Origin of the sequence: Lentilactobacillus laojiaonis, assembly GCF_020616595.1 — a bacterium.
Lineage (GTDB): Bacteria > Bacillota > Bacilli > Lactobacillales > Lactobacillaceae > Lentilactobacillus > Lentilactobacillus laojiaonis.
In genome coordinates, this window is sequence record NZ_CP085278.1 from 624,762 (window position 1) to 648,527 (window position 23,766).

Annotated in this window: 22 protein-coding genes; 3 read left to right on the forward strand and 19 right to left on the reverse strand. The window is 31.3% G+C overall.

Annotation, left to right across the window (positions count from 1 at the left end):
- Positions 1–171 precede the first annotated feature (171 nt).
- Positions 172–1,602, forward strand: a complete 1,431-nt coding sequence (locus LHL71_RS03300; protein ID WP_227360400.1) for a C69 family dipeptidase — start codon at positions 172–174, stop codon at positions 1,600–1,602.
- A 20-nt stretch (positions 1,603–1,622) separates the two neighbouring features.
- A complete protein-coding gene (yjeM, locus tag LHL71_RS03305) occupies positions 1,623–3,110 on the forward strand; it encodes a glutamate/gamma-aminobutyrate family transporter YjeM (RefSeq protein ID WP_227360401.1) in 1,488 nt (495 codons plus the stop codon).
- Between the two features lie 40 nt (positions 3,111–3,150).
- On the opposite strand, the gene topA is transcribed toward yjeM, so the two are convergent.
- The 11 genes from topA to LHL71_RS03360 form a co-directional block, all read right to left on the reverse strand.
- Positions 3,151–5,247: a type I DNA topoisomerase gene (topA, locus tag LHL71_RS03310; protein ID WP_227360402.1), complete on the reverse strand. Its 2,097-nt coding sequence runs from the start codon at positions 5,245–5,247 to the stop codon at positions 3,151–3,153.
- A 76-nt stretch (positions 5,248–5,323) separates the two neighbouring features.
- A complete protein-coding gene (gene dprA, locus LHL71_RS03315) occupies positions 5,324–6,202 on the reverse strand; it encodes a DNA-processing protein DprA (protein WP_227360403.1) in 879 nt (292 codons plus the stop codon).
- A 39-nt stretch (positions 6,203–6,241) separates the two neighbouring features.
- Positions 6,242–7,015 (reverse strand): ribonuclease HII, encoded by a 774-nt coding sequence (gene rnhB, locus LHL71_RS03320; RefSeq protein WP_347339029.1) that lies wholly within the window; start codon positions 7,013–7,015, stop codon positions 6,242–6,244.
- Entirely contained in the window at positions 6,999–7,871 is an 873-nt protein-coding gene (ylqF, locus tag LHL71_RS03325; protein ID WP_227360404.1) for a ribosome biogenesis GTPase YlqF, read from the reverse strand. Before ylqF ends, rnhB begins: the two co-directional genes overlap by 17 nt.
- 9 nt (positions 7,872–7,880) lie before the next feature.
- Positions 7,881–8,099, reverse strand: a complete 219-nt coding sequence (locus LHL71_RS03330) for a YozE family protein (RefSeq protein WP_227360405.1) — start codon at positions 8,097–8,099, stop codon at positions 7,881–7,883.
- Positions 8,100–8,104: 5 nt separating this feature from the next.
- The gene (locus LHL71_RS03335; RefSeq protein ID WP_227360406.1) at positions 8,105–8,704 is read right to left on the reverse strand and encodes a YpmS family protein; all 600 of its coding nucleotides are present in this window, start codon (positions 8,702–8,704) and stop codon (positions 8,105–8,107) included.
- A gap of 3 nt (positions 8,705–8,707) precedes the next feature.
- Entirely contained in the window at positions 8,708–9,592 is an 885-nt protein-coding gene (locus LHL71_RS03340) for a GDSL-type esterase/lipase family protein (RefSeq protein WP_227360407.1), read from the reverse strand.
- A 94-nt stretch (positions 9,593–9,686) separates the two neighbouring features.
- Entirely contained in the window at positions 9,687–10,538 is an 852-nt protein-coding gene (locus tag LHL71_RS03345) for a DegV family protein (RefSeq protein ID WP_227360408.1), read from the reverse strand.
- A gap of 78 nt (positions 10,539–10,616) precedes the next feature.
- A complete protein-coding gene (locus LHL71_RS03350; protein ID WP_227360409.1) occupies positions 10,617–11,114 on the reverse strand; it encodes a dihydrofolate reductase in 498 nt (165 codons plus the stop codon).
- Between the two features lie 11 nt (positions 11,115–11,125).
- Entirely contained in the window at positions 11,126–13,015 is a 1,890-nt protein-coding gene (locus LHL71_RS03355; RefSeq protein WP_227360410.1) for an ABC-F family ATP-binding cassette domain-containing protein, read from the reverse strand.
- 3 nt (positions 13,016–13,018) lie between these two features.
- Positions 13,019–14,227, reverse strand: a complete 1,209-nt coding sequence (locus LHL71_RS03360; protein WP_227360411.1) for a CCA tRNA nucleotidyltransferase — start codon at positions 14,225–14,227, stop codon at positions 13,019–13,021.
- A 150-nt stretch (positions 14,228–14,377) separates the two neighbouring features.
- On the opposite strand from LHL71_RS03360, the gene LHL71_RS03365 reads away from it, so the two are divergent.
- Positions 14,378–15,268 (forward strand): YitT family protein, encoded by an 891-nt coding sequence (locus tag LHL71_RS03365; RefSeq protein WP_227360412.1) that lies wholly within the window; start codon positions 14,378–14,380, stop codon positions 15,266–15,268.
- Positions 15,269–15,301: 33 nt separating this feature from the next.
- On the opposite strand, the gene LHL71_RS03370 is transcribed toward LHL71_RS03365, so the two are convergent.
- From LHL71_RS03370 to LHL71_RS03405, 8 genes are all read right to left on the reverse strand, one after another.
- Positions 15,302–16,555, reverse strand: a complete 1,254-nt coding sequence (locus LHL71_RS03370; RefSeq protein ID WP_227360413.1) for a tetratricopeptide repeat protein — start codon at positions 16,553–16,555, stop codon at positions 15,302–15,304.
- Positions 16,556–16,624: 69 nt separating this feature from the next.
- A complete protein-coding gene (locus tag LHL71_RS03375) occupies positions 16,625–16,900 on the reverse strand; it encodes an HU family DNA-binding protein (RefSeq protein ID WP_227360414.1) in 276 nt (91 codons plus the stop codon).
- 142 nt (positions 16,901–17,042) lie between these two features.
- On the reverse strand, positions 17,043–18,350 hold the full coding sequence (gene der, locus LHL71_RS03380; RefSeq protein WP_227360415.1) for a ribosome biogenesis GTPase Der: 1,308 nt from the start codon (positions 18,348–18,350) through the stop codon (positions 17,043–17,045).
- Between the two features lie 69 nt (positions 18,351–18,419).
- Positions 18,420–19,616, reverse strand: coding sequence for a 30S ribosomal protein S1 (gene rpsA, locus LHL71_RS03385; RefSeq protein ID WP_227360416.1), 1,197 nt, complete (start codon positions 19,614–19,616; stop codon positions 18,420–18,422).
- An 85-nt stretch (positions 19,617–19,701) separates the two neighbouring features.
- Positions 19,702–20,376, reverse strand: a complete 675-nt coding sequence (gene cmk, locus LHL71_RS03390; RefSeq protein WP_227360417.1) for a (d)CMP kinase — start codon at positions 20,374–20,376, stop codon at positions 19,702–19,704.
- Between the two features lie 17 nt (positions 20,377–20,393).
- Entirely contained in the window at positions 20,394–21,224 is an 831-nt protein-coding gene (locus LHL71_RS03395) for a LysM peptidoglycan-binding domain-containing protein (protein WP_227360418.1), read from the reverse strand.
- A gap of 64 nt (positions 21,225–21,288) precedes the next feature.
- Positions 21,289–22,740 carry a RecQ family ATP-dependent DNA helicase gene (locus LHL71_RS03400; RefSeq protein ID WP_227360419.1) on the reverse strand — a complete coding sequence of 484 codons (1,452 nt, stop codon included), beginning with the start codon at positions 22,738–22,740 and terminating at the stop codon, positions 21,289–21,291.
- Positions 22,730–23,758: a helix-turn-helix domain-containing protein gene (locus LHL71_RS03405; protein WP_227360420.1), complete on the reverse strand. Its 1,029-nt coding sequence runs from the start codon at positions 23,756–23,758 to the stop codon at positions 22,730–22,732. Before LHL71_RS03405 ends, LHL71_RS03400 begins: the two co-directional genes overlap by 11 nt.
- Positions 23,759–23,766: the final 8 nt, after the last annotated feature.

The following is a 23,766-nucleotide window of genomic DNA, read 5'->3' on the forward strand; positions in this document are numbered from 1 at the left end:
ACACGATTTTAGGTTAATCAACAAATTGTTAATTTTTTATGCATAAAAATGCATATTTATTCATAAAAACCGTATAAAATTGAATTTTTATGAATTTTTTTGTAAATTTTGAACTATTCAAAAAAGAAACATGGTAAAATAAATTAATCAATAAAACGGAGGTAACTAGTTTTGTCAGTTAAACAGCAATACTCAGCTTGTACAAGTATTTTAATTGGTAAAAAGGCAACTATTGATGGATCTATTATTATAGGTAGGAACGAAGATGCTAAGACATCATGGCCTAAAAATTATACAATTCATCCTAGAGAAGATTTTACCACTAATCAGGTTTTTAAATCTAATGATAATAATTTTACAATGCCCCTTCCTAAGCACCGGGCAAAATATTCAGCCACTCCGGAATGGACTACTAAATTTGGATTATTCGAAGAAGACGGTTTTAATGAATATGGAGTTGGAATGAGTGCTACCGAAAGTACATATACCAACGACTTAATCTTAGGATTTGATCCGTTAGTTGAAGATGGAATTGGTGAAGAGGCGATGATAACCGTCGTTTTACCTTACGTTGAAACTGCTCGTCAAGGTGTCCAAAGACTTGGTAGTATTATTGAAAAATACGGAACCTGCGAATCAAACGGAATTTTATTTTCTGATCATGAGGAAGCATGGTATATGGAAACTGGTGGTGGACATAATTGGGTAGCTGTTAAAGTCCCTGACGATTCATACGCTGTAGTTTCTAATCAGATTTCAATTCAAGAAATTGATTTCTCTGATAATAATAACTATATGTGGTCTCATAATATTAGAGATTTTGTTAACGAAAATCATTTAAATCCTTCATTAGATGGTACTTTTAACTTTAGAAATATCTTTGGTACCGATAGCTTATTAGATGAACACTATAATTATCCACGAGTATGGTATGGAATTAAAATGTTTTCACCTTCTAAGGAATTCACTCCTACTAGTAAAGATATGCCATTTTTTAATAAGCCCGATAAGAAGTTAAGTATTATTGATGCTCAAAAATTTTTAAGTTCACACTATCAAGGAACAGATTTTGATCCTATTGGTGAAGGTTCAGAAAAGGATAAGCATCGTTTTAGACCAGTAAGTTTAGCCAAAACTCAAGAATCTCACATCTTACAAACTCGTCCAGATCTACCAATCGGCCTATCAGAAATTCAATGGATCGCCATGGGAGTAGCTGCTCAAAGTTCATATATTCCATTTTATTCAGGGGCAATTGATACTCCTGATGAATATAAAAATAGTACGGCTCAATATCAACCAGATCAAGCCTACTGGATATATAAATTAGTTGGTGTTTTAGTAGACCCTCATTACCTTGAATTGGGTGGAAAATTAAGCGAAGCACAAACTGAGCTTAATATTAAATTTCAAAATAACATTAAAAAGACCGATATGATCGCTAAAGATTTATCTGGATCTGAACTAACTGGATATTTAACTAAAGTTAACTTAAAAAATTCAAAAATTGGAATCCAAACGTTCAAAAAATTAACTAGTGACTTAATTACGAATTCTACTGATTTTTCACTACTTAATTATAAACAGGAAACTAATTTATAAATTAGGAGTGTTAATGCAAAATGAATAAGACAAAAATATCATTAATTAGCTTAATTTTAATGATATTCACAACAATTTACGGTTTTGGTAATACTACCGTAGCTTTTGATCAAATGGGTTATGCAAGTATTCCTTGGTATATCTTTGCAGCAATTATTTTCTTTTTACCATCTGGTTTAATGTTCGCTGAATATGGTGCTTCCTTAAAAGATTCTCATGGTGGTATTTATTCTTGGCTATCAAACTCTATTGGTGAAAAATACGCTTTTGTTGGTACATTTATTTGGTTATCATCTTGGATTATTTGGATGGTTTCAACATCTTCAAAAGTATGGATTCCATTATCAACAATGATCTTTGGTCATGATACTACTCAATCTTGGAACTTTATGGGATTTAATTCCATGCAAGTCGTGGGAATTTTAGCATTCCTTTGGATTATCGTAATTACTTATTTTTCATCAAAAGGTGTAAAATCAATTACTAAAATATCATCAATTGGTGGTACTTTTGTAATGATTTTAACAGGAATTTTCTTGTCCGCTTCAATTATTATTTTAATTGCCAATCATGGCGAACTTCAACAACCTGTTAATGGATTACAAAGTTTTACACAATCTCCCAATCCATTATTTAGCTCACCAATTGCTATTATGTCCTTTGTTGTTTACGCAATCTTTGCCTATGCAGGTATGGAATCAATGGGAGGTATTGTTGATTCATTAGACAAACCTGAAAAGACCTTTCCACGTGGAATTATTACAGCTACACTAACCATCACTATCTTCTATTCCCTTTGCATTTTTCTTTGGGGAATTAGCACTAACTGGACAAATATTCTAGGTAAAAATAATGTTAATCTAGGAAACATTACCTATGTTCTAATGGACAACTTAGGATTGGTATTCGGAAAAAGTTTAGGATTATCTCATGCTACTTCTGCATTAATCGGAACTTCTTTAGCAAGATTTACTGGGCTAAGTATGTTTTTAGGATATCTTGGATCATTCTTCATTCTTACTTATTCGCCATTAAAATCATTCATTATCGGAACTCCAAAAGAATTTTGGCCTAAAAAGATGACCAAATTAAATGAAGCTGGTATGCCCGCTTATGCAATGTGGATTCAAGCAGCCATCGTTGGAATTATTGTTCTCTTAATTTCATTTGGCGGATCTGGTGCCAACCAATTTTACTTAATTCTTACAGATATGGGAAATATTTCAACAACTGTCCCATACATCTTTTTAATTGGAGCCTTTCCATTCTTTAAAGCTCGAAAAGATCTTGACCGTCCATTCGTAGCCTTTAAAAATAAAACTGTTACTAATGTAATAGTAACCATTATGATGATTATAATTTGCTTAGGAATCTTATTTACTGCTATCCAACCAATTTTAGACCATGATTATGTAACTGCATTTTGGACTATTATTGGACCAATTTTCTTTGGTGGTATTGGTTTAGCATTCTACAAATTTTCTAAAAAACGATTAACATCTAAATAATAAAAAAAGCTATATAACAAATGTTATATAGCTTTTTTTATTATTTTTGTGGATTTTCTTCGTAATCTTCGTTAGGACAAATAACTTGAGTTCCGCCCTTAATTTTCTTTTCTACTAAGAAATGATGACACTTAGGACAATCTCGGTTAATTGGTTTATCCCAAGAGACAAAATCGCATTCTGGGAAACGTGAACAACCGTAAAATAGACGATTTTTTTTAGACTTACGTTCAATAACCTGACCTTCATGACATTTTGGACAAGTTACACCAATTTCTTTAACAATAGCTTTAGTATTGCGACAATCTGGGAAACGTGAACATGCATAGAATTTGCCATATTTACCCATCTTAAATACCATTGGGGCCCCACAAATATCACAATTAAAGCCAGCTGGTTCATCCTTAATTTGAACTTTCTCCATATTCTCAGTAGCAGATTCTACCTCAGCTGAGAATGGTTTATAAAATTCATCAACTACTTTAATCCAATTTTCTTTACCCTCTTCAATTTCATCTAATTCATTTTCTAAATTAGAGGTAAAGTCAACGTTTACAATGTCAGGGAAGTAATTGACAATAATTTGGTTAACTATTTCACCTAGTTCAGTTGGTTCAAACCTTTTACCAACTAATTTAACATAGTATCTCCGTTGAATAGTATCAATAGTTGGAGAATAAGTCGATGGTCTACCCACTCCATTTTCTTCCAACGTCTTTATTAGCGTTGCTTCACTATATCTAGCTGGTGGTTGAGTAAAGTGTTGATCTGGATTAGTAGAAACCATTTTTACCATATCGCCTTCTACTAATTCTGGTAATAAGTTATCCTTTTCTTTAGTATCACTATATACTTTTAAGAACCCATCAAATTTTAATTTAGAACCATTAGATTTAAAAATTACTCCATTTTGTTCAATAGTAACTGTCATAGTATCCATAACCGCAGGAGTCATTTGACTGGCTACAAATCGTGACCAAATCAATTGATACAATCTAAATTGTTCCTTAGTTAAATATTCTTTGACTTTTTCAGGAGTACGATAAACTGAAGTTGGACGAATCGCTTCGTGAGCATCCTGAGCACCTTCAGGTAATTTACCTTTAATTGGCTTAGTTGCAGCAAACTCACTACCAAATTCATCATGAATATACTGAGATGCCTCATGCTTGGCAATGCTTGAAATACGAGTGGAGTCAGTACGCATATAAGTAATTAAACCCTGGCTACCTTCTTTACCTAAGTTAATTCCTTCATATAGCTGCTGAGCTGCCATCATAGTCTTTCTAGTTCGATAATTTAGCTTACGACTAGCTTCTTGTTGCATAGTACTAGTAGTAAAAGGTGCTTGGGGGTTTCGCTTACGCTCTTTTCGATTAACGTTAGTAATCTCAAAGTCTTCGGATTTATCAATTCGTTTTAAAACTTCTTGAACTGCATCATTATCTTTAAGGCTGCGTTTTTTATTGTCATACCCGTAAAAGCTTCCCTTAAACTTGCTTCGGCCCTTTTTAAACTCTGATTCAATTGTCCAATATTCTTCTGGAACAAAGGCATTAATTTCATTTTCTCTGGAAATGATTAGCCATAAGGCAATTGATTGCACACGTCCGGCACTTAGACCCTTTTTAACCTTTTGCCATAATAATGGTGAAATAGAGTATCCTACTAATCTATCTAAAATTCTTCTAGCTTGCTGAGCATCCACTAAATCCATATCAATTTTTCGGGGATGATTAAATGATTCTTTTACGGCATCTTTAGTAATTTCATTAAATACTACTCGATTATCATCCTCAGGATTTAATTCCAGTAAGTGAGAAAGATGCCACGCAATGGACTCTCCTTCTCTATCCGGATCGGCTGCTAAATAAACTTTCTTAGCCTTTTTGGCTTCTGATCTTAATTCTTTAATCGTGTCGCCCTTACCTCGGATAGAAATATAATGTGGTTCATAATCATTATCGATATCTACTCCCATTTTACTTTTAGGTAAGTCTCTTACATGCCCTTTACTAGCAATAACCTTATATGATCTTCCTAAATACTTTTCAATGGTTTTTGCTTTGGCAGGAGATTCAACAATTACTAAATTTTTCCTAGGTGATTTACGTTTAGCTTTTGTTTTTGTCACCATAAAATAAATCTCCTTTCTTAAATGCTATTTTTTCTTCTATATTATACCAATAAACTATGTAATAGTAATTCATCCATTAAAAAGTGTCAAATGATAATTCCTCAAATAGATCTGATTCATTCAAAATTGGTTTAGCTCCCGCTAAGATCAATTCATTAGTTCCTTCTGATAATAGACTATCAATTCTTCCGGGAATCGCTAATACATTTCGATTATTTTGTAATGCTAGATTAGCAGTAATTAAACTTCCAGAACGTTTTTTAGCCTCTGTAACTAGTATAGACTCAACTAGCCCAGCAATTATTCGATTACGCTCAGGAAATTGATTTCGATATCCTGGAGTATTATTCGGATATTCACTAAGTAATAAATGATTTTTAGCAATTTCATTTTGCAAAAATACATTTTCTCGAGGATAAGCGATATTTAATCCGGTTCCAATGACCGCAATGGTATTAATATCATTGGCAATGGCACATTGATGGGCTAGTGTATCAACTCCCTTAGCTAACCCAGATACAATTGTTATTTTATGTGAAAACGATTGCGTAATCAAGCTTTTTAAACAATTAAAGCTATACTCAGTTGGAGTTCTACTACCAACTATGGCTAACAATTTCTGATTAAGTAAAGAAAGGTTACCTCGATAAAATATAATTAGCGGCGGTTCGAATGATTCTTTTAGTTGAATAGGATAAATTTGATCACTAATACAGATCCATTTTTCATTATCCACAATTTGTTCAACTAGGCTAGAACTTCTCATTAAAGTTTTGTATGAAAGTCTAAACATGTCTTGAAAGCTTGGTTTAACCTCACCTATCCTAATAACATCATCGATATTAGGAATTTCCATTGAGTCAATTTGTTGATAATGTTTATATATTTTACTTTCGGTCTTCATACCAATTCCATTACATAAATGTATTCTTAATAAAAAATCTCTTAAAAGCATTTGTTTAAACATCCTTTTAAGAGTATTTACGTAAAATATTTAACTTTTATTGATTAATTTTGAAACTGGACTAAAACTTTTTCGATGAATTGGTGTTGGACCAAATTGATTTAGTGCTTCTAAGTGTTTTTTAGTACCATAGCCCACGTTAACTTCAAATTCATATTCTGGATAAGTAAGACTAAAATCTTTCATCATCTCATCTCGATAATGTTTCGCCATAATACTTGCTGCAGCAATACTGTTACTTTTAGCATCACCCTTAATTAATTTAGTCTGTGGTATCGAAGTATCTATTTCCATCGCATCAATTAATAAATGTTCGGGCTTAATATCTAAATCATCAAGGGCATCACGCATAGCTAACTTAGTTGCTTCATATATATTATACTCGTCAATTACTTGATTATCCGCAATTCCTACACCAATTGCTACAGCTTTTTCTTTAATTAACGGAACTAATGATTCTCTAGTCGATTTGGATAGTTTTTTAGAGTCATTAACTTCCAACAAATCAAAATCTTCTGGCAAAATTACAGCACAGGCCACCACTGGGCCTGCCAATGGGCCGCGACCAACCTCATCAATGCCTGCCACTATATTGATATTTTTATTTCGAAGTTCACGTTCATATTTAAACCGACACTGAAAATCAACTTTTTTAATCATTTCTTTTTTTATTCGATTTTGTGTCTTAATAGTTAATTCAATTACTCCCTTACGCTTATCACTTAATGCATCTAATAAAATAGGGTCATCAAATTGGGTTACCTCAGATAATTGTTCTTTTAGTTCTTTAATTGTTTTTTTCATTATTTAAGCTAACCTCTTCAACATCATCAAGTGTAAATCTTGTAATTTTATTATTTCTAACATCTTGAATTACTCGAACTGAAGCTTTTTCAAAATCATCTTTCATCCCAAGATTTTTAGTGATTTTTAATAATAAATCTGGATTAGACAATCCTAAATCTACATCATTTAAATGATAACGATTCATTAATTGCTTTTTATGGTATTTTCTAAAGAAATCTATAGCATATAAAGCTACATCATCATTATGATAAATTCCTTCCTTAATGGCTCCAGTTAAAGCCAATTTATCAGCTTGCAATTGAGTTTCAAACTTAGGCCATAAGATTCCTGGAGTATCCAATAATTCTAATTGTGAGCCCGCTTTTAACCACTGTTGGCCTTTGGTTACTCCTGGTCGATTACCAACTTGGGCTGCCCGACGTTTAACTAAACGATTTAACACCGTTGATTTACCAACATTAGGAACTCCAACCGTTATTGCCCTTATTGGGCGTTTTTTCATTCCTTTAGCTTGTTCTCGTTCCAATTTTTCTCTTAAAATTGGTTCAATAACTTTAACGATATCATTAGATGAAAACTTAGATTTAGTATCAATAGCAATTGCTGGTTGATTTATACTTTTAAAGTAATCTAGCCATTTCTTAGTCATATTTTCATCAGCTAAATCTCGCTTAGTCATAATATATAAATGAGGCTGATTCTTACTAATTCTAGCTACTTCTGGATTCATTGAAGATAATGGTACTCGTGCATCCACAATTTCAAACACGATATCTACTAATGAAATATTTTCTTCAAACTGTCTAATTGCTTTGGCCATATGACCAGGAAACCATTGAATATTTACTCCCATAATTACTCCCTATATACTTTCTTGATACTGATTCCATACATCATCAAAAATGTCCATTGATGGTAGATAACCAGCATTTTCTTCTAAATACTTTGATATTTCATCAAAGTTAACACTTTGTTTTGGAAATGATTGATCTAAAAATGCATTATTTGCAAATTCAGCAATAGATTCTGTACTATCTGGATTTCTTTTAGTCATCAAAAACTGATAAAAGCTATTTCTCATTAATTCTATTCCTCTTTCATTTTTGGAATTAATATATCAAATACAAATTCACCATCATCATTCATATCAATTTTTTTAGCATCATAATTAATTCCATTAGCTCCATTCATCCCTCTAATATTTAAATAGATGGTTTTATTAGTAGGATCAATCTTTACCCAATCAGTAGTTTGATGCTTTTGTTTAATATACAACATGACTATGCTAATTGGTAACGGTAATTTACCAATCGACATATTGGTAGCCTTAAGTTTAATGTTACCATCATCAGTAACTTCCGGCTTAAACAATAGAGAATATTTGACGTTGGTATTGAGTAGGGTTAAATTACCTAAAATTTTAGCCTCTTTATCACCAAGCTCAAATTTAGTATTAGTTTCATCATCTTTTTTCACACTTGATAAAAAATAATTAGCTAAATTATTAATTTGTCCTTTATCTAACACTAACTGAGTATTGACGGTTTTACCTTTCGAAACTGTAAAATCATTATTAACTTCACTATCACTCTTTAACATCAAAAAGGCAATTAACATTCCACCTATAATTAATATTAGCAAACCAAAAAAAGCCCATTTCCATGGATTTTTATGAATTTTTTCCATACACTATTTCTCCCAGTAATTATTTCTATTAATTGAATTATATAACTGCTTTGCCATAAATTGGTAGCCTTTTTTATTAGGATGAAAATGGTCATCATTGGATAAGTATTCATTAAGCTCTTTACTTGAATTATTCAGCGTATCTTCCAAATTATCCATTGTGACATCCTTATTAGCATTTACCAATAATTTTTTTTGATCTTTTTTTGACTGATACTGTCCTTTAGTTAATTGTTTATCAATCGGAATATAGTAAACATTTTTATGTTGTTTAATAACTTTCTGGGTGCCAGAATTCCAACTAGTTATGGATTGTTGAATAAACTCAGCACTAGGAAAATATACGTACACTGGATTATAGATACCGAAAATATAAATAGTCGCCTTATTGTTATATTTTCTAATACGCTTAATTAATAGGTTCAATTCATTTTCATAAGTTTTTTCACTGTAATCTAAGTTATTGTTTAACAAAGTCTCGTCATTTTGGGTCAAATTTTTCTTTAATAATTTTAGTAAATCATTTCCCCCAGTAGTTACGGAAATAACATTAGAATTTTTTAAACTAGTTTCTAAATTTTTATTTTTAATAACTCGATTACTTATTTGATTGGTAGTATCACCAGCTACTCCAAAGTTATGAACACTGATTTGTCTTCCACGCTTTTCGAATAGTTGCTGAGTGATATAAGGATATCCTCCCATATTATCATTATCACCAATTCCCTGAGTTAAAGAATCCCCAACAGCTGTTAAATAAATAGGCTGTTTAGAGTTTTGTTGGTGATAATGAAAAATTCCTACACCAATACCAATAACAATAATTATAATGAAAGTAATTAAAAAATAGGTGGTTAATTTTAATTTACGTGAAATTTGCTTTTTCATTGTTTATTTCCTTCTTAACTAAATATATAAAGTTAATTATAAACAAAAAATGGCTAGATTACTTAAAATCTAACCACTAGATATTAAAAATCTACTATTTTTGGTCATCACCATAAAATATTAAAGCAAAAGCCCCTTCACCAGTATGAGTAGCAATAATTGGTGAAGTAACCCTAATAACAAATTCAGTACTTGGAAATTCTGATTTTAGTTTGCCGATTAGTTCATCGATAAATTCAGTTTTACTTACATAAGAAATTCCAATTCTTTTTAAGTTTGGAACGGCCTTCATTTCATCAATCACTTTAGCGAAAGTCTTTTTAATTGACTTAATTCCACGACCTTTAGATAGTATTTTTATTTTTCCATCTGCAACTTCTAAAGCAATTTTTATATTTAGGAAGTTAGTAATCGCACCAGCAATTGGATTTAAGCGACCACCTTTAACAATATTATCTAGAGTCATTACACTTAAATATAATTTAGAATTTTCATAAACTTTTTCAGTTGCTTTAATTATAGTATCTAAATCGGCACCCGCTTGAGCTAACTTAGCCGCCTCTAAAACTTGAAATCCTAATCCTTGGTCAGTAGTATGGCTATCTATAACAGTTACATCAGAACTACTAATTGTTGCTGCTTGTTCAGCTGTATGAACTGTTCCACTAATAGCTTCTAGCATATTTATACTTAGCACTTGGCTACCATCTTCACCCAATTGGTTAAATACTTCCACAAAGCGTCCAACAGATGGTTGACTAGTTTTTGGTAAGGCCTCTGACTTAGCCATTTTTTCTACAAATTCATCATTAGTGATTGTTTCGTTATCAATATATAAAGTGTCATCAATCATAACAGATAAGGGAATCACAGTAATATTATATTTTTTTATTTCATCTTCAGTTAAACCAACAGACGAGTCAGTAACTATTTTTATTTTTGACATGAATACCACTCGTTTCTTTTATTATTAATTAATATAGATGTAAGTCATTATATCAAATATACTTTGTAACTTAAATGGTTAATCGCATTCACTATTTACATAAACCTCAAATTTATAAGGAAAATGATTCTTTTCATCAATAACCCCATCTACTGAACTTATTAACTTAAATTTATCATAATTAATTTCTGGCATATAAGTATCACCATTAAATTTTCCATATATAATTGTTCGATATAGCTTATCTACATAGGGTAAAAATTGCTTAAATACTTCGCTACCACCAATTACAAAATACTCTTCGTCAGGACTATTATCAATAAATTTTTTTAATTCACTAAAATTTTTCATCACCACTACTTTCTCTGGGAAGCGGTCATTACTAGTAGATAAAACAATATTTAATCTACCAGGTAACGGATGATTGTAACTACGATAAGTTTTACTGCCCGAAATTATTGGGTGTCCCATGGTAGTTTTTTTAAAGTATCGTTGGTCAGCTGGCAATTTCCAAGGTAATTGATTTTTTAAGCCAATTACTCCGTTTAAGTCTTCAATCCAAATAAATGAAATCAATATATCATCTCCTAAACAAATTGACTTAAATATTCCCAACGCTCCATTTTAAGGTTAATTTCATTATCCAATTTATCCTTATCAGCTTGAAGCTCAGCTAATTTACTATAATCGTCATATTTTTCTTGCATTTGCTGGTCAATCTCAGCCTTTTTATTTTCCAAAGAATCAATTTTATCTTCTAATCCATCCCATTCTAATTTTTCTGCATAGGTTAGTTTAGTTTTTTCCTTGGAATTTTTAGTAGGATTATTCTTTTCTTTTGATACTACTTTATCCTTTTTATTGGTAACTTTATTATTTACATTCCGATTAACTAGATATTCAGTAAATAACCCTCGAATATCTTTAATCTTTCCGTTACCTTCAAAAATTAATAGATGATCGGCAACCTTATCTAAGAAATAACGATCATGAGATACAGTAATTACAGTTCCTTGGAAATTTTTAATATAGTCCTCTAAAACTGTTAAAGTAGCAATATCTAAATCATTAGTTGGCTCATCTAATAGTAAAACATTTGGCTGTTCCATTAACAATTTCAATAAATATAATCGACGCTTTTCACCACCCGATAATTTTCTTATTAGGGTACCATGTAAAAACTTAGGGAATAGAAATTGCTCTAATAGATCAGTTACACTAATTTTTTGACCATTTTTGTCAGTTACCTGATTACCTACTTCACTTAAATAATTAATAACTCGTTTATCATCAGGAATAGTTTCAGTGATTTGAGTATAATATGCCATTTTTACCGTTTCACCAATTTTTACAATTCCGGAATCCAGCGGCTGTTTACCAGCGATTACATTAAGTAATGTCGTTTTACCAGCTCCATTATCACCACTAATTCCGATTCGCTCATTTCCTTGAACGAGTAAATTAAAATCATTTAAAATCATTTTATCATTAATAGATAGGTCGGCATCCTTAATTTCAATGACTTGTTTTCCTAATCTTTGCTGACCTAAAGAAATGTTTACATTATCTTCTAATTGCAAAGTATTTAAATTATCTTTAATATCATTAAATCGATTAATTCGAGCTTGCTGCTTGGTAGAACGTGCCTTAGCACCGGCCTTCATCCAGGCAAGTTCAGATTTATATAATTGCTGTTGCTTATGCTCAGCTTCAATTTCTCCTTGAACTCTACGTGCTTTTTGACCCACATAATCTTGATAATTTCCTTCATATTGGTATAGATTACCGAAAGATAATTCCCAAATATTATTGGAAACTTGATCTAAAAAGTAACGATCATGTGTAACCAAAAGTAAGGATCCTTTATAGCTGGCCAAATACTTTTCTAACCATTCAATGGAATCAAAGTCTAAATGATTAGTTGGTTCATCTAAAATCAATAAATCCGGAGATTGAATTAGAACTTGAGCCAAACCAACTCGGCGTTTTTGACCACCAGATAGTGACCCTACTTTTTGTGAATAATCAGTTATCTTTAATTGGCTAAGAATAGTTTTTACGCTACTTTGAACATTCCAAGCATCTTCTTCATTCATTTTTGCTTCAGCTTTATTATATTTTTCTAATATAATTGGATCTTCTGGGTTATTTGAATAATTGGTTAAGGCTCTTTCATAATTATTAATCACTTGATAAATTGATTGAGATCCCGCAAAAACTGCATCCATTATTGAAAGATTATCATCTAACACTGGATCTTGAGTTAAATAACCAATTGTATAAGATTTAGAAGTAATTATCTCCCCAGTAAAATCATGATCCATTCCAGAAATTACATTCAATAAGGACGTTTTACCTGTTCCGTTAGTTCCGATTAGTCCAATTCGATCATTTTCATTAATAATAAAATTTAAATTATCAAATAAGGTTTTTTCACCATATGTTTTATTTAAATTTTCAACCCGCATAGTTTCCATTTTTTAGTTCCAATCCTTCATATTTTTAGCAGCCGTTATTAAGGCCTCTCGATTATTTTCTAATTTCTCATCAATGACCAAGTTTTCCAATTCCATTAAGATTTTCCCAAGTTTAGGACCTGGTTTAACAATGTCTTGTTCCATCAAATCCTTACCAGTAATCTGGAGTTCTTTCTTAGTTTTAATCGGTAACTGATCATATTGATGAATTAATTCATCAGCATCAAAATTCAATTCCATCACTTTGGCTATTTCAATCGCATTAATTAAATTGGTTTTTCCAACATTAAACAATCCGGCATTATTGACCTGATTTTCAATAATTTGATTCAATATTTCTACCGTTAATTTAACATCATCGATAATTTGATTTGAAGTCTTCCATTTTTTTAAAATATGGTTAATTTCGGAGTAATTAAAATTTAAAACTTTAAATATGAGTCCCCATACCTGGACTTCATTTTTAAGTTGGATATTTAATTTTGATAATAGTTCTAATTGACTTGAATGATCACTTAACCCTGGTAAGTAATCAATCATTTTAGTATCAATAATTAATTTTAAACCCTTAGCAGCTGCTTGTCCTAACATCATTTTGACAAATTCAACGTGAATCCGCTCGATTGCAATTTTTTCTAAAAGATATGCATTATGGTAAATTCCGTCTTTGGTTTCTAGGCTAATTTCAAAATCAAGTTGACTAGCAAATCGAACCGCCCGCATCATTCTTAAAGCATCTTCATTAAATCGTTCATTAGCATCACCAACTGCTCTAATTAAATGATTATCCAAGTCGTTTAATCCATTAAATTTATCAACAACTGTTCCGGTTTCATCCATAGCTAGAGCATTTATAGTAAAATCTCTTCGCTGTAAATCTTCAATTAGTGATCTAACAAATTTAACTTGATCAGGTCTACGATAATCTTGATATCCACTTTCCGTTCTAAAGGTAGTCACTTCATAACCATTTCCATGATCTAAGATCATAACCGTTCCGTGTTCTATACCAGTATCCACTGTCTTATTAAAAATCGTTTTAATTTCTTGAGGATAAGCACTAGTAGCAATATCCACATCATGAATTGGTAATTTAAGAATAGTATCTCGAACTGATCCTCCAACAAAATAAGCTTCAAAATTATTTTGTTTAATTTGCTTTAAAATTGGTAACGCCTCTAAAAACTCATCAGGAAGTTTTTTTATTTGCATACCATCACCGTCCATCTTTATTGTTTATTATAATTAATCTTAACAGAATCATTATCAATTATAAAGTTCCTCATTTGCGAACTGCTTGTTATTATTTATTTTAATTGTTATCATTAGGGATTGAGACTAATTTGTAGAGGTAGATAATATATGAACAAAGATAAAAGTATTTCACAACGCATAAGTATTGTTGATATGTTGGTTATGACAATTGGTGCTGGTATTTATTCATTTGGTATCGTATTTTTCAATATGTATAACCATTTAGCTGACGGCGGAGTCACTGGTATAACGCTTATATTGAAGGCATTATTTAATATTAATCCTGCCTACTCCACAATCCTAGTCAATATACCATTATTCTTGATTGGTTATCGATTTCTAGGTAAAAGAGATATGATTTACACGTTATATGGAACCTTTATACTAGCTGTCTTTCTTTGGATTTGGCAAAAAGTTCCATTAACCATCAACATAGAACATGATTTATTACTTTCAGCTATAGGTGCAGGTATATTTGGTGGTTTTGGTTGTGGACTAGTTTATCGTTTTGGTGGTACCACTGGTGGCGTTGATATTGTTGCAAGGCTATTTGAACGGTTTAAAGGCGTTCAAATGGGACAAACCTTATTAATAATTGACGTAGTTGTACTGTTATCATCATTAGTCTATCTAAACATTCGACAAATGGCATATACTTTAATTTACGTATTTATATTTTCTATGTTGGTTAACTTTACCCAACAAGGTGCTTACACAGCCAGGGGAATTTTAATTATCAGTAAGAACTCACAAGGAATTGCTGAAGCCTTGATGGAACAACTTGAACGTGGTGTTACCTTTTTAGATGCCGAAGGTGGTTTTTCAAACCAACCAAGAAAAGTTATCTATTGTGTCGTCGCTCCCAATGAACTCCATGACTTAAAGATGATCATTGAAAGTATTGATGAACAAGCTTTTGTATCCATTATAAATGTAAACGAAGCAATCGGCGAAGGATTCACTTATAAACGCCCTAAGCGATTTAAATTATTCAAATAAAAAAGCTTACCAAATTAATTTGGTAAGCTTTTTTTAATAATCATCTAGAAGTGAATTCATTTCAAAATCATTTGGCACAATTTGAAGATATAGTTTCACTAATTGGTTACTCTTTTGAACGTCTCCAACTTCACGGAAAAATAATGCGGATTCTTTTAGAAAATCAGGTTCTTCAACTAATTCATTTTCAGCCTGTTGATATAGTTGAACAGCTTCATTAATATTTCCCAATTCAGCATTGGCAGAAGCTAAATTCCATTTTAAAATGCTATCTAAAGAATTTTCATCATTTAATGGTGTCAATAAATCAATAACTTCCTGATACTGATTATTATTAATATACCAATCAGCAAGCATAGAGATTAGTTCATAGTTTTCTGGGTCAATCTCTAGTCCCTTAATAAGATATTCAGTAACTAATTGATCATTACTAGCACGATTGGCAATTTTAGCCGCCTTTAACCATAACTTTTCATTATATTGATCTACACTTAAGCCTTCTTGAATGGTAACCAAAGCTTTATCTACCTGGTTATCTTCAATATAGGCATCTGCTAACGCCGGATATAGTGAGGTATAGTTAGGATCATTTTCTAAAAGATCTTCGAATACTCCAATAGCTTTTTTATAATCCTTTAATTTTAGATAAGTGAATCCTAGTTCAAATTTCACATCGGAATTCATATCAACTTGTTTAATTTGATCCAAATATCCCACTGCATTTTCAAACTGACCAATTTCTGCATAAGAAACTCCCAGTCTTTCAACAATATTAACAGATGAAAGTGAAGTTACTCCTTGCCTAATCAATTTTAAATATTCAGCAATCGCTTTACGATAGTTTCTAGTTGAATAATAAAACTCAGCCAATGCAAAAGTAATGACTGGTTCATCAGGAGCAATGCGATAAGCTTCAAGTAGTTTTTGTTCACTAACTTCAAATAATTCTTGAGTCTGGTATAAATCTGCCATTACCAAAAGAGCTCGTAAATATTCATCAGAATTTTTATTTATATCACTGAGAAAATTAATTGCTGTATCAATATCATCATCATCAATCGCAATTTCTGCTAAGTTAATTTTATATACATCTTCGTCAGGATCATTTTTTAATCCCTGCTCATAGATTCTCTTAGCATGGCTAGTAAAACCTAGTGAGTATAATTCTTCAGCCAGTGAATAAAGAATTTCGGGAGTATCATTATCTAAAGCTTTTTTAAAACTATTTTCAAATTCTTCTAAGTTGCCACTTTCCAATTTGTCTAATGACTCTTCTGAATAACTCATTTTAACACCTACTTTTTTAAAATAAAAAACCAGTTCGACTAAACGAACTGGTTTTTGTAAAGATGAATACTATTTAACAGCATCCTTTAATGCTTTACCAGGTTTAAATGCTGGTACCTTGCTTGCAGGAATTTGAATTTCTTCACCAGTTTGTGGGTTACGTCCTTTACGGGCTGCACGTTGGCGTACTTCAAAATTACCGAAGCCGATTAATTGAACCTTTTCACCTTTAGCTAAGTTAGCTTGGATTGATTCAAAAACTGCATCAACTGCTGATGTAGCATCTTTTTTAGTTAAACCAGTTGCGCTTGCAACTTCACTAACTAATTCTGCTTTGTTTGCCATGAGTATTCACCTCCTCATTAGTATGTAAAATGACAATAATTAAATAATGAAAGTCATTTCTTTTTCAAATATAGCATAAGAATACTATTAAAACAACGTTTTATTAACTTTTATAATAAAAAATATTATTCTACAATAAGAATTACTTACGACTACGTTTGATAATTTTAATTGGTGTACCAGTAAAATCAAAATTAGCTCTAATTTGGTTATCTAAAAATCTTTCATAAGAGAAATGCATCATTTCTGGGTCATTTACAAAGATAACAAACGTAGGTGGAGCTGTTGCTACTTGAGTTGCATAATAAATTCTTAGACGCTTACCATTTACAGTTGGTGTAGGATGCATTGCCACCGCGTCCATAATTACATCATTTAAGGCAGAAGATTGAATACGTTTTTCGTGGTTATTATAAACCATTTTAATCATACCTGGTAATTTATCAATTCTTTGCTTAGTTTTAGCTGAAACAAAGATAATTGGAGCATATGCCAGATACTGAAATTCATCTCTAATAACATTCTCAAAGTCTTTTTGAGTATGATTATCTTTCTTCAAAGTATCCCACTTATTCACAACAATTATAATACCGCGTCCAGCATCATGGGCATATCCAGCAACCTTCTTATCTTGTTCCCTAATTCCTTCTTCGGCATTAATTACAAACAAAACAACGTCACTTTCGTCAATTGCTTTCATTGCTCGCATAACACTATATCGTTCAGTATTTTCGTAGACTTTTCCTCGTTTACGAATTCCTGCAGTATCAACCATAGTAAATTTAGTATCATCGGATACAAAATGGGTATCAATTGCATCACGTGTAGTACCGGCAACGTCTGAAACTATTACTCGATCCTCACCTAAAAATGCATTAACAATTGAAGATTTACCTACGTTAGGACGACCAATCAAACTAAATTTAATATCATCTTTGTCATCAACATCGTCTTTTTTAGGGAAATTTTTGACAATCTCATCAAGTAAGTCACCAATTCCAATACTATGAACCCCAGAAATTGGGTATGGATCACCAATTCCTAAAGAATAAAATTCATATATGCCATCGCGACTTTCGGGATTATCAACTTTATTAACAGCTAAAACAATTGGCTTATCAGAACGATATAGGATTTTAGCAACTTGTTCGTCATCACTAGTAAGTCCTTCTTTACCACTTACTACAAAAACAATTACATCCGCTTCTTCAATAGCAATTTCAGCTTGGCTTCTAATTTGTTCAGAAAATGGGGCGTTACTAATTTCAATACCACCCGTATCAATCATCGCAAATTCTCTACCCAGCCATTCACCATGAGCATAAATTCTATCTCTGGTTACACCGGGAGTATCTTCAACTATTGAAATTCTTTCTCCCGCAATACGGTTAAATATGGTTGATTTCCCTACATTCGGGCGACCAACAAAAGCTACAGTTGGTAAACTCATCAACTGTTTCCTCCTTTTATTTATAAGAAATAAAAGGATTATCCTAATACCAGGATAATCCCCATAAATCTATTTATTATCTGAATCATCATTACCGACGATGTCGCCTAAGGTAAAACCAGTTTCTGCTTCTGGAGCATCTTCAAGTGATTTTTCATTAACAACATCATCTGAATTATTTTCTGTATCGTTTGTTTTTTCAATTAATGCTTTAATTGAAAGTCCTAAACGATGACGTTCTGGTTCAACATCTAGAACTTTTACATTTACTCTTTGACCAACTTTTAATACATCACCAGGGGTATTAACATGTTCATGTGAAATTTGTGATATATGAACTAATCCTTCAACACCTGGAAATACTTCAACAAATGCACCAAAATCAGTTAAGCGTTTAACAGTTCCTTCAAGAGTTGAGCCAACGGGTGCTTTATCTTCAATATCATCCCATGGTTCTGGTAAAGTTGCTTTGATAGAAAGAGCAATTCTTTCTTTATCATAATCTACTGATAATACCTTAACAGTTACAGTTTGTCCAACTTCTAATACATCAGCTGGATTATTTACGCGATCATATGAAATTTGTGATATATGAACAAGTCCATCAATACCACCAAGATCAACAAACGCACCAAACTTAGTAAGGCGAACTACTTTTCCTTCCATAACATCATTTTCGTGAATAGTATCTAATACTTTTTTACGACTTTCAGCGCGTTGTTTTTGAGCAATGGCTTTATGAGATAAAATTAGTCGATTATTAGCAGGTTCAATTTCAATAATTTTAACTTCTAATTCTTGACCTTTATATTGATTTAAATCATTTACAAAGCGGTCAGAAATCATTGATGCAGGAATAAATCCACGTACCCCAGCATCAACTACTAAACCACCTTTAACAATTTGGGTAACTTTTACTTTAATAGTTTCCTCTGTGGCAGCTTGTGAAACTAATTGTTCCCAAACTTTTCTTGATTCAAGTCTCTTTGATGAAAGTAAGTAACTTCCACCTTCTTTATCGCTACCAATTCTTGATGTAACAGCTAATTCTAGTCTGTCACCAACTTTAATTTCATTAAAATTTTGTGATGAAGCAACTTCTCTCTTAGGTAATACTCCTTCAATTCCTGAGCCTTCAATACCTACGATAAGTTGTTGATTATCATCAACAGCTAAAACTTCACCATTAACAACATCGCCAACGTTTACTTCATTAACACTATTTAATGCTTCTAATAATTCATTTCTTTCTTCATTCTCACTCATGCAACATTCCTCCTTGAAACAACTCTAGATTAATTTTATCCTAAAGTACAAAATTTTACCAGTTAAATGACTGTAAAATAAGGATTTAGAGTTGTTTTTCGATTTCTTTAGAAATTTTATTTACTACCTCTTCAATACCCAATGACGTTGTATCAATTTCGATAGCATCTTCAGCCTTAACTAAAGGTGAAATTTGGCGATGAGAATCTTTATAATCTCTGGCCTCAATTTCCTGCTTTAGTACATCTAAAGGTGTATTAATACCCTTTTTTAAATTTTCTTTATAACGACGTTCGGCTCTTTCCGTGACACTCGCAATTAAAAATATTTTAACTTCCGCATCTGGTAATACAGTCGATCCAATATCTCTACCATCCATGACTATTCCACCATTAGCAGCTAATAATTCTTGTGATTCAGTCAATTGTTTACGAACTGACGAAATAGCTGCAACCGCAGAAGCAGAGTTAGTAACATCACTTTGTCGGATTCGTTCAGTAACTTCTTTTCCATCTAAAAATACCTTTTGACCATTTTCACTTGGTTCAAAGGTAATATTAGTATCAAGTACCAACTCCGAGATTTTTTCAATATCATCTAAAGCTATTTGATTGTTTAATACTTTTAGAGTGATAGCTCGATACATCGCACCAGTATCACAATAGATATAGTTAAATTTATTAGCAACTAATTTAGATACGGTACTTTTCCCAGCTGATGCTGGGCCATCAATTGCTACTTGTAGACCATTTTTATGCATATTTATAACTCAATTCCTTATTTAATTTTTAATTTTTGACCGGGATGCAATTCCGATGAAGAAGATAGACCATTTAAAGCCATTAATTGAGAAACAGTTAGACCGTTATTAACTGCAACACGATACATACCCTGACCAGCTTGGACAGTTGCATATGAATTAGAATTATTATTTGAACTTGTTGTTGCTGTGCCATTGGCAGCTGATTCACTAGTACCGGATGATTCACTGGTATCAGTAGAAGAAGTACTATTATCACTTGAAGATGCTACTTCTGAGTTATTTGAAGTAGTATCAGCAACTGAATTGTCAGCACGACTAGCTGATTCACTAGTATTTACAGTAGAATCATTAGCTTTACTAGTTTTTGAGGTCGTATTAGAATTGGTGCTTTTGGTATCATTTGATTTTTTTTCAGCAGATTTTTTTTCAACGTTAGTTGTACTATCATCATAAGTATTTTTATTACTATCTGAGCTAGTATTCGAGATATTTTGAGATTTATTTGACTTTTTTTCTACATCATTAGCTGATTTTTCGTTGTTTGGACTTCTTCTTTTAGATTTACTCGCCGTATTCTTTTTAGCAGTATCCTTTTTAATTGTAGTTGTTTCCGTATTATTAGAATTATTTCCCATAGCACTTTGTTTAGAGATTCCATAGATCATCGATGCTAAAGCAATAATTGCAATTAATACCACCAAAACTAAAGTAACTAAATTATTAGTTTCATCAGCTTTTCTTCTTTGAACACGCGATAAATGTCCATCATCATCACTACCATCAGCAAATTTTTGATTCCAAGGTTCATTTTCTTTTGAATGATCCTTAACTTCATCATTTTTCATTATATCCCTCCTTTAAATTGCTCTTTCCAACTATAATACTAACACCAAATTTTACCAAATTCTTTTAATTTTTTAATAAAAATATTTTTTTAAGCTTATCTTGCCAATTCATTGACTGATTGGTTCTGTGACCAGTTTCAAATAACTTATCAGAAACTAATAAGTAATTATTAAATAAGCTATCATTATTGCAACAAAACTCTAAATCATGCTTCTTTTTATCCCCAAAATAATTTAATAGCCATTCTCGTTTACAACCTTGGTATTGAATATATTCAAGCATCTGATTTAGCTGCTGCTGCTTTTGTGACTTTCGTTGCTTAAATAATTCAATTAAATCCAATTCCGAATAATCATGATCATAGTAAAATTTTATCAATTGAGATTTTTCATCCTTAAATGTTTCAAGTAAATTAGGATGGGTGTAAGCGTAATGAATTAAACTACTGTCTGGATAGGTGTTATCAATTAAACCATTATGAATATTAATATCAGAATAGTTAAACAATAAAATTGATACACATGGTAACTGATCTCGACCCGCTCGACCAATTTCTTGATAATAGTCTTGAATATTAGCGGGAAAATGATAATGAATAACAAACCTAACATTGGACTTATCAATTCCCATTCCAAATGCACTAGTAGCACAGATTATCTCAATTTCATCTTTCATAAACTGTTGCTGAATTTTAAACCTCTGTAGAGCATCCATCCCACCATGATAAGGTAAACTAGCTTTATTAGTATTTTCATTAATTAACTGGCTAACTTGCTCAGCTTTTGATTTACTAGAAAAGTAAATTATTCCAGATCCATTTAATTTATTTAATATACTAAATAAAGTTTCATCTTTTTGATTTTCATCATGGACATCAACACAATTTATAAATAAATTGGGCCGATCAATGGAATTAACAATTATTTTTACCCTTTTTTTATCAAAACCAAGTCCATTTAAAATATCAAATCTAGTCTTTTCATTAGCAGTTGCAGTTAACATTAAGGTCAATGGATCACCCAAATCTGTCTTTACCTGACCTAAATTTAAATATTCTGGACGAAAATCAGGTCCCCATTGAGAGATACAATGAGCTTCATCAATAACTAAAAGATCAATTCCTACTTCCATCAAACGATTAATTACTTGATTATTACTTAAAGTTTCGGGTGAAACAAAAATATATTGATACCTATCTAAATTTTTAATTACATAATTTCTATAGCTAAAATCCAAACTAGAATTGATAGTAATCGCCTTTTTTATCCCTAAATAATTCATACGGTTAACTTGGTCCTGCATTAAAGAAATTAATGGTGAAACAATCAATATTCGAGGCTGCATAATTTCGCCATAAAATTGATAAATTAGGCTTTTACCACCGCCAGTCGGTAAAATCGCTAACGTATCTTGCTGATTAAATAATGATTGTAAAATTTCAAGTTGACCTGGTTTAAACTCATCAAAGGAAAAACGTTCTTTTAATATTTTTTTAAGTTCAATTTCACTTTTCAATAGTTTGTCTCCTAAAGACCTGATAAAGTCTAAATATAAAAAAATCAACCGTTAAGATAGTTTTTATTTCATTAAAGGTAATTGTTGGATTCGTTTTAAATATGTTATTAAGTTTGTTGATCAAATCATCATTTAAAAAATCCTTAAAAGGAAATATTCGTGGATCTAAGATCGATATTTCTAATAGGTGCTCTTTAACCGTAGAAATCTTAATTGAGCGACGTTTAGAGACTAATTTTAGATCTTTTAAATTCTGATAAATTTGAAATGTTTCTGTGGCACTTTTAGTTACTAAATTTTTTACATATAAATCATCAATTAATTCTTTAAAAAAAATAATTTTATTACTAATAATATAATTAAAAAAATTCATATACATAATATTAATAATCAATTCTAAAATATCAATACTAATTTGTTTTTCATAACTTATTTGAATTAAAGATTTACCTAAAAAATCATGTCCTACCAAGTTATTAATAAATATATCAGCAAGATTTTCATCTATAGATTTTAAAAAATTATTTATACTTTGGAACATGGGTTCAACTAAATTATGCTTGTGTTTTAAATACCATCGTTTAACTCGATATTCATCAACGAACGCAATTTTTTGCGCATAGTAATGATTATTTTCATAACTAAATTCAGACACAACTTGACTAGCCAAGTTAAATCTATCCTTAAACTGATCAATGTGATTTGTACTAATCTTCTGATTAGTTTCTGGCATTAATTTAGCTAATTGCTTTTTTAAAACATTTCCTTTAGAAGTTAATCGATATTCATTAAGGTCATTTATTAAAATCATTTTTTGATCACTTAGCTTTAATAAAGAACTATTGATATCATCAAATTTATAATTATGCATCACACCAAATAAAAAATTGAGGTCATATTGCATACCCCAATAAAGTGTTGAAACAGTTTTTTTACCTATCAAAACATTTTTAATAACATTTGGTTTTCTAAATTCATCAATGCTACCTAATAAAATTAATATATTTTTTATTTGCATTGTTTTTC

What these genes read in the sequence shown, in the direction of transcription:
- yjeM (WP_227360401.1), top strand. Translation starts at nt 1,623, where the DNA reads ATGAATAAGACAAAAATATCATTAATTAGCTTAATTTTAATGATATTC.
- topA (WP_227360402.1), bottom strand. Translation starts at nt 5,247, where the DNA reads ATGGTGACAAAAACAAAAGCTAAACGTAAATCACCTAGGAAAAATTTA.
- dprA (WP_227360403.1), bottom strand. Translation starts at nt 6,202, where the DNA reads ATGCTTTTAAGAGATTTTTTATTAAGAATACATTTATGTAATGGAATT.
- rnhB (WP_347339029.1), bottom strand. Translation starts at nt 7,015, where the DNA reads ATGAAAAAAACAATTAAAGAACTAAAAGAACAATTATCTGAGGTAACC.
- ylqF (WP_227360404.1), bottom strand. Translation starts at nt 7,871, where the DNA reads ATGGGAGTAAATATTCAATGGTTTCCTGGTCATATGGCCAAAGCAATT.
- LHL71_RS03330 (WP_227360405.1), bottom strand. Translation starts at nt 8,099, where the DNA reads ATGAGAAATAGCTTTTATCAGTTTTTGATGACTAAAAGAAATCCAGAT.
- LHL71_RS03335 (WP_227360406.1), bottom strand. Translation starts at nt 8,704, where the DNA reads ATGGAAAAAATTCATAAAAATCCATGGAAATGGGCTTTTTTTGGTTTG.
- LHL71_RS03340 (WP_227360407.1), bottom strand. Translation starts at nt 9,592, where the DNA reads ATGAAAAAGCAAATTTCACGTAAATTAAAATTAACCACCTATTTTTTA.
- LHL71_RS03345 (WP_227360408.1), bottom strand. Translation starts at nt 10,538, where the DNA reads ATGTCAAAAATAAAAATAGTTACTGACTCGTCTGTTGGTTTAACTGAA.
- LHL71_RS03355 (WP_227360410.1), bottom strand. Translation starts at nt 13,015, where the DNA reads ATGGAAACTATGCGGGTTGAAAATTTAAATAAAACATATGGTGAAAAA.
- LHL71_RS03360 (WP_227360411.1), bottom strand. Translation starts at nt 14,227, where the DNA reads ATGCAAATAAAAAAACTTCCTGATGAGTTTTTAGAGGCGTTACCAATT.
- LHL71_RS03365 (WP_227360412.1), top strand. Translation starts at nt 14,378, where the DNA reads ATGAACAAAGATAAAAGTATTTCACAACGCATAAGTATTGTTGATATG.
- LHL71_RS03370 (WP_227360413.1), bottom strand. Translation starts at nt 16,555, where the DNA reads ATGAGTTATTCAGAAGAGTCATTAGACAAATTGGAAAGTGGCAACTTA.
- LHL71_RS03375 (WP_227360414.1), bottom strand. Translation starts at nt 16,900, where the DNA reads ATGGCAAACAAAGCAGAATTAGTTAGTGAAGTTGCAAGCGCAACTGGT.
- der (WP_227360415.1), bottom strand. Translation starts at nt 18,350, where the DNA reads ATGAGTTTACCAACTGTAGCTTTTGTTGGTCGCCCGAATGTAGGGAAA.
- rpsA (WP_227360416.1), bottom strand. Translation starts at nt 19,616, where the DNA reads ATGAGTGAGAATGAAGAAAGAAATGAATTATTAGAAGCATTAAATAGT.
- cmk (WP_227360417.1), bottom strand. Translation starts at nt 20,376, where the DNA reads ATGCATAAAAATGGTCTACAAGTAGCAATTGATGGCCCAGCATCAGCT.
- LHL71_RS03395 (WP_227360418.1), bottom strand. Translation starts at nt 21,224, where the DNA reads ATGAAAAATGATGAAGTTAAGGATCATTCAAAAGAAAATGAACCTTGG.
- LHL71_RS03405 (WP_227360420.1), bottom strand. Translation starts at nt 23,758, where the DNA reads ATGCAAATAAAAAATATATTAATTTTATTAGGTAGCATTGATGAATTT.